The sequence below is a fragment of the Campylobacter concisus genome, from assembly GCF_002913545.1.
Classification (GTDB): Bacteria; Campylobacterota; Campylobacteria; order Campylobacterales; family Campylobacteraceae; genus Campylobacter_A; species Campylobacter_A concisus_AV.
On the sequence record NZ_PPBR01000089.1, the window covers coordinates 1 to 17902 of the forward strand.

15 protein-coding genes and 6 tRNA genes are annotated in these 17902 nt (G+C 38.0%); 12 read left to right on the forward strand and 9 right to left on the reverse strand.

Translation table 11 applies throughout. The features are described from left to right. Positions 1 to 53: 53 nt before the first annotated feature. From CYP05_RS04995 to CYP05_RS05020, 6 genes are all read right to left on the reverse strand, one after another. Positions 54 to 138, reverse strand: a tRNA-Leu gene (locus CYP05_RS04995). A gap of 14 nt (positions 139 to 152) precedes the next feature. Beyond that, positions 153 to 229, reverse strand: a tRNA-Arg gene (locus CYP05_RS05000). A 15-nt stretch (positions 230 to 244) separates the two neighbouring features. Further along, a tRNA-Arg gene (locus CYP05_RS05005) sits at positions 245 to 321 on the reverse strand. A gap of 6 nt (positions 322 to 327) precedes the next feature. Then, positions 328 to 404, reverse strand: a tRNA-His gene (locus CYP05_RS05010). 9 nt (positions 405 to 413) lie between these two features. Then, positions 414 to 491: transfer RNA gene (locus CYP05_RS05015), tRNA-Pro, on the reverse strand. A 379-nt stretch (positions 492 to 870) separates the two neighbouring features. Further along, positions 871 to 1383 carry a type II secretion system protein gene (locus tag CYP05_RS05020; RefSeq protein ID WP_103642172.1) on the reverse strand — a complete coding sequence of 171 codons (513 nt, stop codon included), beginning with the start codon at positions 1381 to 1383 and terminating at the stop codon, positions 871 to 873. A gap of 152 nt (positions 1384 to 1535) precedes the next feature. On the opposite strand from CYP05_RS05020, the gene CYP05_RS05025 reads away from it, so the two are divergent. Further along, a complete protein-coding gene (locus tag CYP05_RS05025) occupies positions 1536 to 2399 on the forward strand; it encodes a cytochrome-c peroxidase (protein ID WP_103642173.1) in 864 nt (287 codons plus the stop codon). A gap of 685 nt (positions 2400 to 3084) precedes the next feature. Next, positions 3085 to 4818, forward strand: coding sequence for a bifunctional diguanylate cyclase/phosphodiesterase (locus CYP05_RS05030; RefSeq protein ID WP_258031522.1), 1734 nt, complete (start codon positions 3085 to 3087; stop codon positions 4816 to 4818). A gap of 212 nt (positions 4819 to 5030) precedes the next feature. Here the strand turns inward: CYP05_RS05030 and CYP05_RS05035 are convergent. Continuing rightward, positions 5031 to 5105, reverse strand: a tRNA-Glu gene (locus CYP05_RS05035). 66 nt (positions 5106 to 5171) lie between these two features. Here CYP05_RS05035 and CYP05_RS05040 point away from each other — a divergent pair. The 7 genes from CYP05_RS05040 to CYP05_RS05070 are packed head-to-tail and all read left to right on the forward strand — an operon-like array spanning position 5172 to position 12891. Beyond that, positions 5172 to 5642 (forward strand): hypothetical protein, encoded by a 471-nt coding sequence (locus CYP05_RS05040; protein WP_103642175.1) that lies wholly within the window; start codon positions 5172 to 5174, stop codon positions 5640 to 5642. After that, positions 5639 to 6490, forward strand: coding sequence for a deoxyribonuclease IV (gene nfo / locus CYP05_RS05045; RefSeq protein WP_103642176.1), 852 nt, complete (start codon positions 5639 to 5641; stop codon positions 6488 to 6490). The genes CYP05_RS05040 and nfo overlap by 4 nt, the downstream gene beginning before the upstream one ends. Continuing rightward, positions 6487 to 7725 carry an OmpP1/FadL family transporter gene (locus tag CYP05_RS05050; RefSeq protein WP_103642177.1) on the forward strand — a complete coding sequence of 413 codons (1239 nt, stop codon included), beginning with the start codon at positions 6487 to 6489 and terminating at the stop codon, positions 7723 to 7725. Before nfo ends, CYP05_RS05050 begins: the two co-directional genes overlap by 4 nt. Before the next feature lie 8 nt (positions 7726 to 7733). Further along, entirely contained in the window at positions 7734 to 9401 is a 1668-nt protein-coding gene (locus tag CYP05_RS05055) for a fatty acid--CoA ligase (RefSeq protein WP_103642178.1), read from the forward strand. Then, positions 9401 to 11143, forward strand: coding sequence for an ATP-binding protein (locus tag CYP05_RS05060; RefSeq protein WP_103642179.1), 1743 nt, complete (start codon positions 9401 to 9403; stop codon positions 11141 to 11143). The genes CYP05_RS05055 and CYP05_RS05060 overlap by 1 nt, the downstream gene beginning before the upstream one ends. Before the next feature lie 15 nt (positions 11144 to 11158). Further along, a complete protein-coding gene (locus CYP05_RS05065; RefSeq protein ID WP_103580369.1) occupies positions 11159 to 12226 on the forward strand; it encodes an AAA family ATPase in 1068 nt (355 codons plus the stop codon). After that, on the forward strand, positions 12223 to 12891 hold the full coding sequence (locus tag CYP05_RS05070; protein WP_103642180.1) for a DUF4276 family protein: 669 nt from the start codon (positions 12223 to 12225) through the stop codon (positions 12889 to 12891). Before CYP05_RS05065 ends, CYP05_RS05070 begins: the two co-directional genes overlap by 4 nt. Positions 12892 to 12923: 32 nt before the next feature. Here CYP05_RS05070 and fliI read toward each other — a convergent pair whose 3' ends face one another. Then, positions 12924 to 14231, reverse strand: coding sequence for a flagellar protein export ATPase FliI (gene fliI / locus CYP05_RS05075; RefSeq protein ID WP_103642181.1), 1308 nt, complete (start codon positions 14229 to 14231; stop codon positions 12924 to 12926). After that, entirely contained in the window at positions 14228 to 14800 is a 573-nt protein-coding gene (folE, locus tag CYP05_RS05080) for a GTP cyclohydrolase I FolE (protein WP_004317386.1), read from the reverse strand. Before folE ends, fliI begins: the two co-directional genes overlap by 4 nt. Before the next feature lie 137 nt (positions 14801 to 14937). Here folE and tig point away from each other — a divergent pair, with 137 nt between their 5' ends. Genes tig through CYP05_RS05095 form a run of 3 tightly spaced genes read left to right on the forward strand, consistent with a single transcriptional unit; the run spans position 14938 to position 17902 of the window. Next, the gene (gene tig / locus CYP05_RS05085; protein WP_103642182.1) at positions 14938 to 16269 is read left to right on the forward strand and encodes a trigger factor; all 1332 of its coding nucleotides are present in this window, start codon (positions 14938 to 14940) and stop codon (positions 16267 to 16269) included. Next, a complete protein-coding gene (clpP, locus tag CYP05_RS05090; RefSeq protein ID WP_004317374.1) occupies positions 16269 to 16859 on the forward strand; it encodes an ATP-dependent Clp endopeptidase proteolytic subunit ClpP in 591 nt (196 codons plus the stop codon). Before tig ends, clpP begins: the two co-directional genes overlap by 1 nt. Before the next feature lie 8 nt (positions 16860 to 16867). After that, the gene (locus CYP05_RS05095; RefSeq protein WP_021084010.1) at positions 16868 to 17902 is read left to right on the forward strand and encodes a GGDEF domain-containing protein; all 1035 of its coding nucleotides are present in this window, start codon (positions 16868 to 16870) and stop codon (positions 17900 to 17902) included.

The window sequence follows — 17902 nt, forward strand, 5'->3', positions numbered from 1 at the left end:
ATTCAAATGAAAATCGAGTTTTTGATAATTTTAAAAATGGAGTTTAAAAAAGATGGTGCGGATGAGAGGACTTGAACCTCCACGCCGTGGGGCACCAGATCCTAAGTCTGGCGTGTCTGCCAATTTCACCACATCCGCACAACAATAATAAGTGGTACGCCCATCAGGATTCGAACCTGAGGCCTACGGCTTAGAAGGCCGTTGCTCTATCCAGCTGAGCTATGAGCGCATAAAGTCTTTCAAGTGGCGCGCCCGATAGGAGTCGAACCCATAACCTACAGATCCGAAGTCTGTCGCTCTATCCAATTGAGCTACGAGCGCCCAAAATGGGGTGAGTGATGGGAATCGAACCCACGACCCTCAGGACCACAATCTGATGCTCTAACCGACTGAGCTACACTCACCATTTAACATGGTCGGGGTGAAAGGATTCGAACCTTCGGCCCTCTGGTCCCAAACCAGATGCGCTAACCAGACTGCGCTACACCCCGCCTGAGTCGTGTTTGTTAAGTTTATGCCACTACCTCATTAAAAAGTCGCATTTTATCTAAAAATATTATTCTTGTCAAGGAAAGAATAGTTTTTGTGTTTAATTTTAGAAAAACAAGACATTTTATAATTTTTTATGTATTTCCAAAATGGCTTTAACTCTTAAATTACTATATTTTATTGCGTTTTGAAATAATTTAATAATCTTTAACACTATAATAAATACTTATTATCCAGTGTATTAAATTTAGATGATTATCTAATAATTCTATTAATTACAATACAAAACAATATACTAAAAACCCAATAATTAGTTGTAAAAATATTAGACATAGAGACTTATTATAAGTTTTATCCGTAAAAAACTTATTAGAGCAATGACTAGAATGCTACACTAAGACCGCTAACAGGATATTCTCCGGTTTCACTTTCTTTTTCAACACCAGCTGCATTTACATATTTAAATTGATTATTTAATAATTTTTCGATACCTTTATTGCCTAGTATTTTAAGACAAAGACTATCGTTTTGGTTTGCCCCTTTTTCAACTTTTATAACAGCAGGTTTTCCTTTAGTATCACCAGTATCGGTTACAAAATCTACCAAAGTAAATTTTATACATTTTTTGCCAGCAGCTGTCATATCAGCTATTTTTTTATTATTACCATCAATCTCTAATGGTACATTTGTCATTTGGCTTATATCAGAAGAAAATTTACCTTGTGATGTATAATATGTAGTTAAATCAGAGAGAAGGGTTTGAATATTTGCTGTAACCTTAGCTATTTCAGCATCATCTCTTGTTGCGGTTAGTCTTGGAACAGCAACTGCAGCTAGTAATCCTAAAATAACTATTACAAATATTAATTCAATCATTGAAAAACCTTTTCTCATGTTTACTCCTTAAACTAATTTGTATTTATTATACATTCTTTTAAGCAAATAAACACTTATTTTAATGATTTTATTTACAAATTAATCAATTTGCTACCCAAAAAGATATTTTAAGATATAATGATAAGCTAGTTAAAGATATGGAGATTTTAGTGAAAAAAATTTTATTTTGTTTACTGGTATTTTATTGTACTTTGATAGCAAATACCTCTTTTGAGCCGGTGCTTTCATCAGAATACGATGAGAAAAAGGCTTACATAGGCAAGAAACTCTTCTTTGACAAAAGATTAAGCACAAAAGAAAACTACTCTTGCGAAACTTGTCATAACTTATACTGGAACTTAAGTGGATCAAATTCGTCTCTAACTAGTCAAAAGGAGGTATTAAATCCACCAAGCGTGCTAAATGCTGCTTTAAATTTTATGTTTTTTGTTGATGGTCGAGCCAGAAGTCTAAAAGAACAAGTAAACGAATCTATAATATCAAGAAATGAACTAAATTCAAATAAAGATGATATAGTTGAAAAAGTAAAAAACATAAGTGAATATGTAATATTATTTAAGAGTGCATTTAATGATGGAATAAACTATGAAAATATAGTAAGCGTATTAGTAGAATTTGAAAAAGCTGTTTTAAGTATTGACTCTCCTTTTGATGAATATTTAGCAGGTAATAATGATGCCATAAGTTTAAAAGCAAAAAAAGGATTTCAGCTATTTACGAAAGTAGGTTGTATAGCTTGTCACACTGGTAGAAATATAGGCGGAAATTTAATGCAACGTGTTGGGCTGAAAGACGCCAATGACATTAAACGCCTTTCACGCGTACCATCACTTAGAAATGTAGCAAGAACAGCCCCTTACCTAAGTAGTGGTGATATGAATGATCTAAAGGAGGTCATAAGCTTTGTAAGCTATCATCAACTACTTCACGCTTTAAATAATGAAGAGATCGAACAAATTTATCAATTTCTGCTAACACTAAACGGACGCAAGCCTAGGATATTAAATGAATAAGAAACAAGCAAACCTTTTCTTAAAAGCCTTAATTATTTTAATAATAATATTTGTATGTAGTGCGACTTACCTTTATAAAATAAATCAAACAATGAATATTATTGGTAAATTTAACGATACTATTTTAAATCTTATACTAATAAACAATAGATTGAAATTTACACTAGAAAACAACATACTTCGTCTAAACTATGATAACGTAAATAAAGATCTAATAAATTTTGATAGCAATTTAAGTAAACTTAATGAATTAAATAGTCTCATCCAAATCTTTCAAACAGAAAAAAACTCTAAGTTTTTAAAGAACTTAAATAATGACTTTACTAGAAAAAGAAAACTAGTAGATAGATCAAACTATGCTAGTTCATCTATGGCGACTTATATAATTTCAAGCGAGTTTGAAATAAATACGGAACAAAAATTTACTCCACTTAATGGAATATTTTATGCGATAAAAAGCACAGCTATAATTAATCCAGCAACATTAAACCAAACAGAAGAACAAATAAAAAAATATAAAGATCTCTATAAAAATGATTCAAAGGCAATATTGATATTAGATAAAGCTTCTTTTGCACTAGATTTTGCAAAAAGCCTAAACACAATAGCAGAAGAATCAAGCAACATAGAACTTGGGAAAAATTTAAAAAATTTTAGAGAATACACTCTTGCATCTCATATGACAATGCTTCGTAATGTCGTAATCGCCCAATTCTTATGTCTAATAAGTTTTACATTTATATGTATATTGTTTTTTTATCAATCAAAAGCGATCAAACGTCATCTAAAAAAAATAAAACTTTTAGAAGATACTATAGATACCGCATATAGCTCAGTAATTTTTTGTGATACTAACAACAAATTTTTATATGTCAATAAAACTTTTGAAGCAAAAACAGGTTATAAGATGCGTGATCTTATTGGTAGAACACCTAGTATTTTAAAATCAAATATGCACCCAGAGAGCTTTTACGCTGAGATAAAAAATGCTATAAAAAACAATATCTCTTGGGAAAATGAAGAACTGATAAGCAGAACAAGAAACGGGAATTTGATTTATGAAAAAGTACGTTTTGCGCCATTTTTCTTTGAGGGCAAGCTAGAGGGCTACATGGCTATAAAGCTTGATAGGACAAAAGAATTTAATATGCTTGCTGAGCTAACTCAAAAAAATGAGCAGATAAAAATTCAATCCTCAATCGACAAGCTAACTGGCTTTGGAAACTATTTTGCTCTGACTGAGATGATAGAGGCGAAAAAAGATGGAATTGTGATCAGCATAAGCATCAAAAACTACAAGATGCTAAGATTTTTCTACCAGACAAAGGTTATTGACGCTATGTTAAAAGCGGTGGCAAATACACTAAAACTCTGTGTTGATACCTACTCTATAAATGCTGAGCTATTTAGATTTCAAGATGATGCGTTTTACATCTGGTATCAAGGCGATGACATCGTTAGAGATATCGGCTTTATAAAAGAGTATTTTAACTTTAGCAGGATGAACATCGAGATAGATGGTAAATTTGAAAACCTACCTGGTATCAAGATAACTCTTGGCGTATCTTTATCAAATGACACACCGCAAACAAACCGTCTAATGCAGTCAATCCTAGCTAATCAACAAGCAAGTGATAGCGGCAACGAGATCTACTACTATCTCGAAAACGACGCGATCGAGATGAGATACTATAAAAACCAACTCATAACCGAACTCATCGAGTACGCCCTAGAAAACGACAAGGTGATAGTTGAGTGTCAGGGAATTTTTAACGTGCAAGAAAATGAGACAGAGGCAAAATACTACGAGGTTTTGGTGCGTATAGTCGATCAAAACGGCAAGATCCGCTACCCAGGCGAGTTCTTAGAGATCGCGATGAAAACGCAACTTTATCTTCAGATAACAAAAAAAGTGATCGCCCTAGCCTTTGATCTAGTTAAAAAATATCCAGACTATACATTTTCTATCAACCTTTCAAGCTCGGATCTAACAGATCCTGGTGTGAGAGAAATTTTAGATGAAAAGCTAGAGAGTTGCCCAGATCCAAGTAGAGTTTGCTTTGAGATGCTAGAGAGCGAAGAGCTTAGCGACTACGCCATGGCAAATGAATTTATAAAAAGAGCTAAAAAATATGGATGTAAAATCTCAATCGACGACTTTGGCTCTGGCTACTCTAACTACTACCGAATTTTAGAGCTTGATATAGATAATATCAAGATAGATGGCTCGATCATCAAAAAGCTACCAACTGACGAAAACGCAAGGGTTTTGGTTGAGACTATCGTGAGCTTTGCTAGAATACAAGGCTATAAGATCGTGGCTGAGTTTGTGAGCAACGAAGAAATTTTAGAGTATATAAAGAAATTTGGAATTTCGTATGCACAGGGATTTTTGCTAGGAAAGCCACATCAGATGTAAATTTTGCAGTTAATTTAGAGCCTTTTGAAAGGCTAAATTTAGCTGCTTTCTACTTATTTTGCTTAAAAAAGCTTCTTCTTTTAAATTTTACTAGATGTTAAATTTGATTATTTTTTACAAAACAAAAATTATAGAATTTGTTTTTAAAGAGCGGGTGATTTGGATTAACTAGATTTTAAAGCTTATGTGGATAAGATTTTGTCTTTTAGAAGTGGTGACCCATACGAGACTCGAACTCGTGTTACCGCCGTGAAAGGGCGATGTCCTAACCGCTAGACGAATGGGCCACGATCGGTTATGAAATTGGGATTATATTACTTTTTAACTTAAATTTACATTAAAAGGAAAAGTCGTTGAAGAAGTTTTCACTTGTTTTATTATTTGCTCTCATTTTTTCAGGCTGTATCGCTACAAAAACACCGCAAAGCTCGCAAGCCTTTCAGGTAACGCTCTTTTCGCCGATGATAAAGATAAATGACGTCGGCTTTTTTCACGAGTACAAAAACGAGCTAAATTTGCAAATTTATAGCTCTGGCGTAAACACCGCAAATATCCGCATAAAAGACAAAATTTGTGTAAATGGCGCCTGCTTTAGCAAGAGTGAATTTAATGAAAAATTTTTCTTAGCGCCACATTATGAGAGCATATTTGAGGAAATTTTAAAAAGAGAGAAAATTTACGACGGCAAGGGCTTAACGGCCACTGAGTGCGGATTTAGCCAAGATCTAAGTTCTTATTTTATAAAATACGAAGTTTGCGATAACTACGTCAAATTTATCGATAGCAAAAATAAAATAAAAGTGATAATAAAAGAGTTAAAATGAGATACATTGGGGCTCACGTAAGCGCGGCTGGAGGCGTATCTAACACACCGATAAATGCTGCAAAAATAGGAGCAAATGCCTTTGCACTTTTTACAAAAAACCAGCGCCAGTGGAGCGCAAAGGAGCTGAGCTACAGCGAGATAGAGCAGTTTAAAGCAAATTTAAAAGCCTCTGGCATAAGCGCCGATCATGTCTTGCCACACGCAAGCTACCTCATAAATTTAGGCCATCCTGAAAAAGAGGCAAGAGCTAAATCCCTTGAAGCATTTATTGACGAGATAGAGCGGGCTAGCCAGCTTGGACTAAAGCTTTTAAATTTCCACCCTGGCTCACATCTAAAGCAAATAAGCCAAAATGAGTGCCTAGATAACATCGCTAGATGCATAAACGAAGCGTTAAAACGCACCAGTGGCGTAAAGCTTGTCATCGAAAACACAGCCGCACAAGGCTCAAATTTGGGCTTTGATTTTGCGCAGCTGGTGTATTTGATAAAAAGAGCGGACGATGAGAGCAGAGTTGGCGTTTGCATCGACACTTGCCACGCATTTGCCGCTGGGTACGATCTAAGAAGCAAAGAGGCTTACGCTAAGACGATGGGCGAATTTGATGCGATCATCGGCTATAAATTTCTATCTGGCATGCACCTAAATGACGCTAAATTTGGTCTTGGCTCAAAAAAAGATAGGCACGAGAGCCTTGGCAAGGGTGAGCTTGGGCTTGGCGCTTTTGAAAATATAATAAATGATGATAAAATAGGCGAAATTCCCTTGATTTTAGAGACGATTGACGAGAGTATTTGGGGAGATGAGATCAAAATTTTAAGAAACCTAGAAAAGGAAAAGCTATGAAAAGAGTGCTTTTAAGCATTGTTGCGACGTGTTCTTTATTAAATGCTGGGGGTTACAAGGTCCCTGAGCAAAGTACTGATTCTTTGGGGCTTGCTGCTAGTAACGTAGCCTTTAGTTTTGGGGCTGATGCAGCTTATTTTAACCCTGCAAATATGATGTTTTTAGACGGACTTCACCATTTTGAAAGCACGCTTGGTTGGTTTCATATAAATTCCATCGACTTTAAAAGCGATGATGGCAAGAGCTATAGCTCAAAGAAATTTGACTCACTAGCTGGCACATTTAGCTTTGTAACGCCAGAAATTTATGAAAACTGGAGATTTGGACTAGCCCTTGCTGTGCCCGCTGCTGTTGGCATCTCGTGGGAGGATCCAGAGACTGCTTTTACTGGCAAGAGGTTTAAACTACAAGTTGTCGAGCTAAATCCAACCGTAGCTTACCGCATAAATGACAAACTTGCCATTGCTCTGGGCGCTAGAGGCGTTTATAGCAAGGGCAAGATAGCAAGTGACTTTGGACGTTTTGGCTACAGAGAGATACAAGGCGATGGCATAAACTACGGCTACAACGTAGCTCTTACATATAGACCTACCGAGGAGCTTAGCTTTGCAGTGACTTACCGCTCGAAGGTAAATTTAGAACTTAAAGGTAGTGCCGATGCCGATTTTAACGGAGCACCTATAAGCTATCATGGCAAAACAAGAGTTGAGATCCCACTGCCAGCTCAGCTAGTTCTTGCGACTGGATATAAATTTAGCGACTTTACTCTTTTGCTAGCTTTCGAGAGGACTTACTGGTCTAAATTTAAAGATTATGACTTTGAATATGACGACAAGACGACTATTCATTCACACCACCCTGCTTTTAAAATGTTTATGGACGATCCAGTCGTTAAAAACGCAAAGGATACAAACACATATAGGATAGGCCTTGCTTACGACGTAAATGAAAAACTTAGACTAATGGCTGGCTTTTCATACGATGAGGATATAACTAGCAGCGAACACACTGGCTTAGAGCTTCCAAATACCACTTCTCAAGCATATTCGTTTGGGGCAAACTATAAATTTACGCCAAATTTAGAGCTAGGACTAGGCTATCTCTATCAGCACCGAGACAAAAAACGTGCGACAGGTATAAAAAATGGTACTCTCAATGGCACTGGCTCAATGTCTGGCGAATTTGACGCAAGTAGCATTCAGATAGCTGCAATGACATTTAAATACTCTTTCTAGGGCTAAAAATGCAATACTCTTATAATAATTTTTATGAAATTTTGACCAAAGTAGCAAAGCAGAGTCCAAACCAGATAGCGATCTTTGATGAAAAAGAGAAGCTAAAATACCACGAACTAAAGCAAAACGTCGATAAAGTGGCGGCTTACTTGCAGCTTTGCGGGGTAAATTTTGGCGACAAAGTGGCTATGGCGGTGGCAAATTCGAAAGAATTTATCATCTCATACCTTGCTATCACCGCTATCGGTGCGGTGGCAGTGCCGATGAACACCTTTTTAAAGACAAATGAGTTTGAGTATATATTAAACGACTGCGGCGCAAGGGTGCTCTTTGCCTCCAGCTCGCTTGCAAAGGAGCTAATCGCACTTAGCGAGCTTGAAATTTTAAGAAAGATCATCTGGATCGGTCAAACACCAAAAAAACTTCAAAGTGCCTCAAAAGACGACTATGTAAGCGTTGATGAGGAGTATGGCGAGAGTGCCTATCTATCTTCAACTCCACAAATTTCAAAAGAGGATATGAGCAAGGGCTATGAAAATAACGGCGTTGTAAAAAATGTAAATTTCAGCGAAGCGCTAAATCACAAATACACCCTAAGCATCACAAAATACCCTAAAATAGACGATCTCATGCACATCATCTACACCTCAGGCACCACTGGCAAGCCAAAGGGCGCGATGATATGCTATAAAAATATCCTCTCAAATTTAGTCGGCGCACACGAGCGCTTTAAAGTTAAAAAAAGCGATAGATTTATCGTATTTTTACCGATGTTTCATAGCTTTACGCTAACAGCGATGGTGCTTTTGCCGATATTTTCAGGTGCTTCGATGGTGCTTATAAAGTCGGTTTTCCCTTTTTCAAACGTGCTAAAACAGGCTTTACTAAAGCGAGTCACCGTATTTTTGGGTATCCCAGCTATATATACAGCCATTGGCAAGGCAAAAATTCCATGGTATTTTAGATGGTTTAACCGCATAAGGCTATTTGTAAGTGGCGCTGCTCCGCTTGCTAAGCAGACTATCGATGACTTTAGAGTGAAATTCCCGCGCGCGACGCTCGTTGAGGGATATGGCCTTAGCGAATGCTCTCCGATCGTGGCGGCAAATTTATTTGACAAGCAAAAGCTTTTAAGCGTAGGTCCTGCGCTAAATGGTTATGAGGTCAAGATCGTAGATGATGAGATGATGGAGCTACCAGTAGGTCAGATCGGCGAGATCATCGTAAAAGGCGACTGCGTCATGCAAGGCTACTACGGCATGCCAGGCGTGACTGATGAGACCATTATAAATGGCTGGCTAAAGACAGGGGACCTTGGCAAGATCGATGAAGAGGGCTTTATCTACATCGTTGATCGCAAAAAAGACCTCATCATATCAAAGGGCATAAACATCTATCCACGCGAGATCGAAGAGGTGATCTATAAGCTAGAAGCCGTTGAAGCTGCAGCAGTAATTGGCGTAAAGGACGTGCATGCAGACGAAGAGGTCGTGGCTTTCATACAGGTAAAAGAGGGTATGGATCTTGATGAAAAGACGGTTAGAGAGCATCTAAAGAAAAATTTAGCAAATTTCAAAATTCCAAAAAGCATTTATTTTGCCGAGGAGCTGCCTAGAAATGCTACTGGCAAGGTGCTAAAACGTGTACTAAAAGAGCAGATAAAGGATAAAATTTAGTGAAGTATTTGCTTGATTTTCTAAACCAAGACCTCAAAAAAAGCAAAATTTACGAGCTTATAAAGTGCGGCGATGAAGAGGGAGAAATTTTAAAATACCTAAGCAAAGCCTACGTGCAAGGCACGGCTAGCATGAGCGTTTTTGAGCTACTTGGGGCTGTCTTTGGCACGCAAAATGACAAGCAGCTTTTATACCTTAAATTTATAAAAAATTTGCTGGGTAGCGGCTGGATAGTGCAAAACTACAGCCTCTTTAAAATGCCAGAGAACTCGCAAAAAAGCTCTAACCAAGGGCTGCTTTCGCTACTTCACTCTGAAATTTCACTCTCAAGCACGTTTTTAAAAATTCTAGAAGATGGCAACGCCGATATAAATTTACCAGAGCTTTCGCCTTATGAAGATCATTTGGAGTATTTAAAAGATCAGTTTTTAAAGATAGAGCTTTACTCAAAGGCTGCGATATTTGAAGGTGGCTCAAATGACGCTAAAAAGCGCATAAACGAGCAAATTTCTGAGCTTACAAAGCGCATAAACGAGCGTGTAAAACTAAGCAAGATCAGCCTAAAAATAGAGCAAATTTTTAAAGAAAATTCGCTTGATGAAAAAGAGCAGATCATATTTTTAGCCCTTTTAAAAGAGGAGTACGCGGGCGACTTCGAAAATGGTCGCGACCTAAACACGCTAGTTGGGCTAATAAGCAAAGACGAGCTTGAGCGCATCAAAAATCGCACTCTTTTAGAGGACGGCTCAAGGCTAATTGAAGGCGCTCTAATCGACTACGACGAGGTTTTAAACGCTTATGGCAACGTTAGCAAAAGTTTTTTTATAAACGAAGAAATTTTGCAAAGCATAATGCACCCAAAAAATGACAAAAACAGCAAGAAAATCAAGATAGAAAGCCTAGTAAAAGAGCAAGAAATTTTTGAGCTCATTGAGCCAGTAACGAGCCTAGAAGACGTCGTGCTAAACGAAAAAACAAAGCAGCTTTTAAGCACGATACTAAAGCAAGTCGATAAAAAAGTGCTCGCTAGACTTAGCAGCTGGGGCATAAAAACTAGAAAAAACATAGACGCTAAGATCATCTTTTATGGCGAGCCTGGCACTGGCAAGACGATGAGCGCCGTTGGGCTTGCAAAGAGCCTAAAGAAGCAAATTCTAAGCTTTGACTGCTCAAAAATTTTAAGCAAATATGTCGGCGAGAGCGAACAAAATGTAAGGAAAATTTTTGATACTTACAAAGAAATTTGCAAAAAAAGTGGCAGCGAGCCAGTGCTTTTGCTAAATGAGGCCGATCAGTTTTTAAGCACGAGAGTGGAGAGCTCGAGTGGGGCTGAAAAGATGCACAATCAAATGCAAAATATCTTTTTAGAGCAGATCGAGCGCTTTGAGGGCGTGCTGATCGCAACGACAAATTTCTTGCAAAGCCTTGATGTCGCTTTTTCTAGAAGATTTGACTATAAGATCGAGTTTAAAAAGCCTGATTATAACGGCAGGCTTGCCATTTGGCGTAAAATTTTGCCTGAAAATGCGAGCTTTGAAGATGGCTTTAGCGTAGAAAAGCTGGCTGAGTTTAACCTAAGTGGCGCGCAGATCGTCCTTGCGCTAAAAAATACCGCTTTAAAAGTGGCTATAAAAGATGATGGAATTTTTACCTTTGAGGACTTCAAAACCACGATAGAGCGCGAGCTAAACTCAAGCTTTGGCGAGGATAAAAAGATGGGATTTGGAAGCTATGATAATTGATAGGTTGATTAAATTATGAAAATTGAAAAGATTACTATAGAAGGCTATAAATCCATAAAATCATTAAGGGATTTTGAGTTAAAGAATATAAATATATTAATAGGTGCAAATGGAGTAGGTAAAAGTAATTTTATATCCGTTTTTAAAATGGTTAACTACATGTTATATAAGCGCCTCCAAGAGCATACCTTAGATAAAGGTCCTGACAGCTTTTTATACTTTGGAAGAAAAATTACAAATCAAATATTGCTCAAATTTGAATTCGGATCAAACGGTTATGACGTTACATTAGTCCCAACGCAGAATAATCAGTTGCTAATACAACGAGAGCATGTTAGATTTCTCGAATACGGATATACAATAGGAGAAAATATTTTTGAAAGTAATCTATCTCAAGCAGAAGCATATGCACGATCAAGAAGAGTAGCCAAATACTCTTTGGATGGTATTCAAAAATGGAAACTCTACCATTTTCATGATACCGGAGAAACATCACCTATAAAAGGTGTATGCCAAGCTAACGACAATATAATATTTAAAGCAAACGCTCAAAATATTTCCGCGTATTTAAAAAGATTAAAAGACGAATATTTAGATTATTATGAAAAAATAGTTTCAATAATACAAGAAGTAGCTCCTTTTTTTGGTGGATTTATTTTTAGAAACTCTGAAAATATACAGCTTGAATGGTATGACAAGTCAGATCCGGATACTCCATTTAAAGCTCATATGCTTTCAGATGGAACATTGCGCTTTATATGCTTAGCTACTCTTTTATTGCAGCCTTTTGAGCTAATGCCGGATACTATTATTATAGATGAACCTGAACTAGGGCTTCATCCGTTTGCAATAAATATTCTAAGCACGCTCATTAAAAGAGTTGCCGAAAGAAAGCAAATAATTATCTCATCTCAGTCAGTAGAACTTATAAATTATTTTACTCCAGAGGATATTATAGTAGTAGATAGAAAAAATAAAGAAACGGTTTTTAGGCGCTTAAAAGAAGAAGAGTTGGGCGATTGGCTACAAGACTATACGATGGGTGAAATTTGGAAAAGTAACTTAATAGGTGGTAGGCCATGAGAAGAGTATATATAATATGCGAAGGCCAAACCGAAGAAAATTTTATAAAAGAGGTGTTTGCTCCTTATTTTGATCCACAAATAGTTACTATTCAACCATTGCTCGTAGACAAAAAAGGTGGAGCATTATCATATGATAGAGTAAAGAATTTTATATTAAGGCTTGTCAAATATGACGTAGCCGCACATGTAACCACTATGTTTGACTACTATGCTCTTGATACAAATTTTCCCGGCCACAATCAACTAAACGAAATCCCAGATATATATAAAAAAGTTAAATATTTGGAGGAAAAATTTAGAGATGATATAAATTCAATTTTTTCTAATAATAGATTTTTTCCGTATATACAACCGCATGAATTTGAAAGCTTACTTTTTAGCGATATAAATGAAATAGCAAAAGCAGATCCCGACTGGAATCAAAGAGCAGCTCAAATAATAAGCTCTTTATCAGCAATAGTTAATCAATGTCCAAACCCAGAAGAAATTAACAATTCTTATGATACCAGTCCATCTCATAGATTGGGTCAAATTCTAAATTTACCAAAATACAGAAAAGTATTACATGGAGCCACCATAGCTAAAAATATCGGCATAGATAATATTAGGCAAAAGTGTAAACATTTTGATGAATGGTGCAATAATAAAAATTTATTTCCATAGTTTTGCACTACGTTCAATGCTTTAAAAACAATTTACTGATTGATCTTATCAAGCAGCTCTTCGACCTCTTCAAGCGCAAAGGCCTCTTCTGAGCTTTGTTTCAAGAAATTTTCCATAAATTCTTTTTTCGAGATCGCAAGGTCAAGCTCCTTGTCGCTGCCCTTTTGATATGCGCCGATGCGAAGCAAGACCTCATTTTCTTTTAAAAGCGAGTAGAGGCGCTTAAATTTCATCGCATTTAGCTTGTGCTCTTTACCGATCACGTCGCCCATGACACGCGAGGCCGAGTTTTGGATATTGATAGGTGGGTAGATGCCAAAGTCCGTTAGCTCGCGGCTTAGCACGATGTGGCCGTCTAGGATAGAGCGGCTTTGGTCAGCTATCGGGTCGCTCATATCATCGCCCTCGACTAGCACGGTGAAAAATGCCGTGATACTGCCCTTGCCCTCCTCTTTGCCCGCGCGCTCCATTAGCTGTGGCAAGAGTGTGAGCGAGCTTGGCGGATAACCCTTTGAGGTCGGTGGCTCGCCAAGCGCAAGGCCGATCTCACGCTGCGCCATCGCAAAACGCGTCACACTATCCATGATAAAAAGCACGTCGTTGCCCTGCTGTTTGAAGTATTCAGCCACGCTCATCGCACAAAAGGCACCGTATTTTCGCATGAGTGAGCTATCGTCACTTGTCGCTACGATGATTACCGTGCCCTCTAGGTCGCCGCCTAAGTTTTTTTCGATAAATTCAGGCACTTCACGGCCACGCTCGCCTATTAGCGCGACTACTTTTATTGGAGCTAACGTATTTTTTACGATCATGCCCATGAGGGTTGATTTGCCCACGCCAGATCCCGCAAAAATTCCCAGCTTTTGCCCTTTGCCACAAGTAAGCAGCCCATCTATCGTCTTTATGCCAACGCTAAAAGGCTCGTTTATAAGCCCCCTTTTCATCGCATCTATGGGCGCTCTCATGATCGGCATATATTCAGTCGTATCGATCGCCCCCTTGCCGTCAATTGGCTTCATAAATGGATCGACCACGCGACCAAGTAAATTTGGCCCCACTGGTATGCTCATGCCCTGATCGCTCTCATAGACAAAGTCGCCTATCCTAAAGCCCTCGACAAAGCCAAACGGGCTGATATAAGCGCCATCTGTCTTTATCTGCGTGACCATGCCAAGGCCGTTTTTGCTCTTGTCTTTTGCCATTATGCGCACGATGTCGCCGATACTTGGGCGAAGTCCGGTGATCTCTATCGTAGTAGCTGTGATCTTTGTGATGACACCGAAGGTATTTGAGAGCTTCACGCCCTCTTTAAGTCTTGAATTTATACGCTCTAAGCTCAAAAATGCGTTTCCCTAGGCGAATTTATCAGCGAGAAAAACTCCCGCCTTGTGTCTGCATTTTTGATAAAGCAGCCCCTAAGCGCCGAGGTCGTAGTAGTGGAGTTTATCTTCTCCACACCTCTCATCTCAACGCACATGTGCCTTGCCTCGACGACTACTCCAACGCCTTTTGGAGCGATAACGTCCTCAAGCGCCTTTGCGATCTGCTCGGTCATCTGCTCTTGAATTTGTAGGCGTCTGGCGTAGATATTTACCATGCGTGGAATTTTACTAAGGCCAACGACCTTGCCATTTGGGATGTATGCCACATGCACGCGGCCGATAATAGGCAACAAATGGTGCTCACAAAGGCTGTAAAACTCGATGTTTCGCATTAAAACCATCTCGTTATTTGAGCTGGTAAATAGCGCGTCACCAAGGACTTCTTTTGGGTCTTGATCATATCCGCTAGTTAGAAATTTAAAAGCTTTATAAACGCGCTCTGGGGTTTTTATAAGCCCCTCTCTGTTTGGATCTTCGCCGATGATAGTTAGCATATTTTTAACTGAATTTTCAAAACTCTCTTGCATAAATTTTCTCCATAATTTTATCGCCAAATTCTACGTTAAAACGCCTTTTATATCTATAAAAATTTACAAATTTACAATGAAATAAGGAAAATTCTGCTATATTTTGGGCTAAAAATTTGTATTCATAAAGGAATTCGATGGAAATCAAAATCAAAGCTCTAGATAGCGTAAATACCCTAGCAAGCACAACCATAAGTGCAGATGCTATAAAGTCTAGCGTAGAAAAACTAGCAAAAAAAGCAGCAAAAACTATGAAAGTAGATGGCTTTAGACAAGGCCATGTGCCAGTCGCTGTCGTGCTAAAACGCTACGAGAAAGAGCTAACAAACGACGCTGAGCAAGATGTCTTAAGAGATGTAGTCGAAGAGGCTATCAAAAAAGCAGGCAAGAAAAATGACGACCTTATCGGCGAGCCTATCGTTTCAAAATTTGATAGAAAAGATGACAAAATCGATGTTGAGCTAACAGTTTCATTTAAGCCAAGCGTCGATGTGAGCGGCTATGAGAGCTTGATACCTGAGTTTTCAAACCCACGCGTTTTGAAAAAAGATATCGATGAGAAAAAAACTGAGCTTCTAAAAATGATAGCTCCACTTGAAAAAGTAGAGAGCAAAAGAGGCCTAAAAGTTGGCGATTTTGCTAAATTTGACTTTGAAGGCTTTGTTGATGGCGTTGCATTTGAAGGTGGCAAGGCTGAAAACTACGTGCTTGAGATCGGCTCAAATCAATTTATCCCAGGCTTTGAAGATGGCATGGTAGGCATAAAAGTTGGCGGCGAAAAAGATATCGAGGTTAAATTCCCAGAAAACTACGGCGCTGCACATTTAGCTGGCAAAGACGCTGTTTTTAAAGTCAAACTTCATGAAATTCAAGAGAGAAAGATCCCTGAAAAACTAGACGAAGAGATGCTAAAAACTATCCTTCCAAACGAAGAAAAACCAACTGAAGAGCTACTTGAAGAGCGCATAAAAGAGCAAATTCGCCAAGAGAAAATTTATAAACTTATAAACGAAGAGCTAAAACCAAAATTTGCTGAAGCTGCGGTTGAGAAATTTAAATTTGACGTGCCAAAAAATATCGTCGAGCAAGAGATCGATATGCAGTTTAGAAACGCATGGAGCTCATTTACTCCAGATGATATGAAGAAATTTAGAGAGGACAAAGACGCTCTAGCTAAAAAACGTGATGAGTATAGAAAAGACGCTGAAAATAGCGTTCGCCTAACTTTCATCATCGATGAGCTAGCTCGTGTAAGAGGCGTGAAAGTGAGCGATCAAGAGGTCGTTCAAGCGATCTATTTTGAGGCATATAGAAGCGGCCAAGATCCAAAAGCGCACCTTGAGATGTACCGCAACCAAGGCATGCTCCCAGCTATAAAGATGTCGATGATCGAGGAGAAGCTATTTAGCGAGCTTTTCAACAAAGAAAAAGACGAGAAAAAAGCAAGCAAAAAAGAGAAGGCTGAGTAATGAGCTATTACGTTCCTGTCGTAGTTGAAAGAACTAGTAGAGGTGAGCGAAGCTATGATATATACTCCCGTCTTTTAAAAGACAGGATCGTTATGCTAAGTGGCGAGATAGAGGACGGCATGGCTGCTTCTATCGTCGCTCAGCTGCTATTTTTAGAGGCTGAAGACCCAGATAAAGATATCTACCTTTATATAAATTCACCAGGCGGCGTCATAACAAGTGGTTTTAGCATCTATGACACGATGAACTACATAAAGCCAGATGTTTGCACTATCTGCATCGGTCAGGCTGCAAGTATGGGTGCATTTTTACTAAGCTGTGGCGCACCTGGCAAGAGATATGCACTGCCAAATTCTCGTATCATGATACACCAACCACTTGGTGGTGCTAGAGGACAAGCGACTGATATCGAGATACAAGCCCGCGAAATTTTACGTTTGAAAGAAATTTTAAATGGAATTTTGGCAAAAAATACAGGTCAAAAACTAAGCAAGATCGTAAAAGATACTGAGCGCGACTTCTTTATGAGCTCAGCTGAAGCCAAAGAGTACGGACTTGTCGATAAAATTTTGGAGAAAAGTTTTAAATAAGGTCAAAAGTGATAAAGATAGATAACGCACCAGATCCTAATAAAAAATCAGCTGAAACAAAGCTAGTTGTTAAAAAAGAAAAGGTAAATATCTATAAATTTTCAGAGGACGTTTTGCACGAGTTAAGCGACGATAACGTCCCATCTACACCGACAAACTACTCTATCTACTTTGAAAAGATGCTTGATAAGCAATCAGATGAGTTTAGAAAAGAGATAGGTGATACTATTGTAGCAAGTTCTGAAAGCTCAGTGCCAACTAATAGTAATATCTCTATTGAAAAAGAGGTAAAGCAGGGCTTCATACAGATAAAAAGTATGCTTCAAGCAGTCGTGCTCATCTATAAAAATTTAGGTGTTATGAGAGGTCTGGTACAAAAGCATATAGATGAGCTCAAAAATAATACAAACATCCTTGCACTTCAAAATATTCTAAGTGCTTTCAATCAAGATCTTGTTAGACTCAATGAGATTATGCATAAGCACCTTGATATTATAAAAGTAAGTTATAATGAAATTGGCAAAATGTTTAAATCCATTGAAGAGCAATCTATTTACGATACAAACTACGAAGTTTATAACAAAAACTTTCTGCTTGTTACAGTACAAAGTGAAGTAGAAGCCATTAAAAGATATGGTTATAGCGCATCATTTTTACTAGTTAAATTAAAAGATAGATTTGCAAATCGAGTTAAGAATTTAAAAGAGCGGAATAATATGCTTAAAAGTATGTCGCAACTTCTTTTAAGAACTTCACGCAGAAGCGATATAGTCGCTCACTACGGTGATGGCTGCTTTGCTATGGTGATGAAATACACCGATGAAAGTGGCACAAAACAAGCATGCACGAGAATTTTAAATATGCTCTCATCCATATCTTGGAGAATAGACAACGAAGAATGCAAACTAGATATACAAATCGTCTCAAGTATGATAACTAAAAAAAGGAGCGCTGAAGAGTTGATTTCATATACACTTGACCAGCTGATAGTCACACAAGATGACGAGCAACCTATATTTTTAGACGAGAAAGCAGAGAATTAG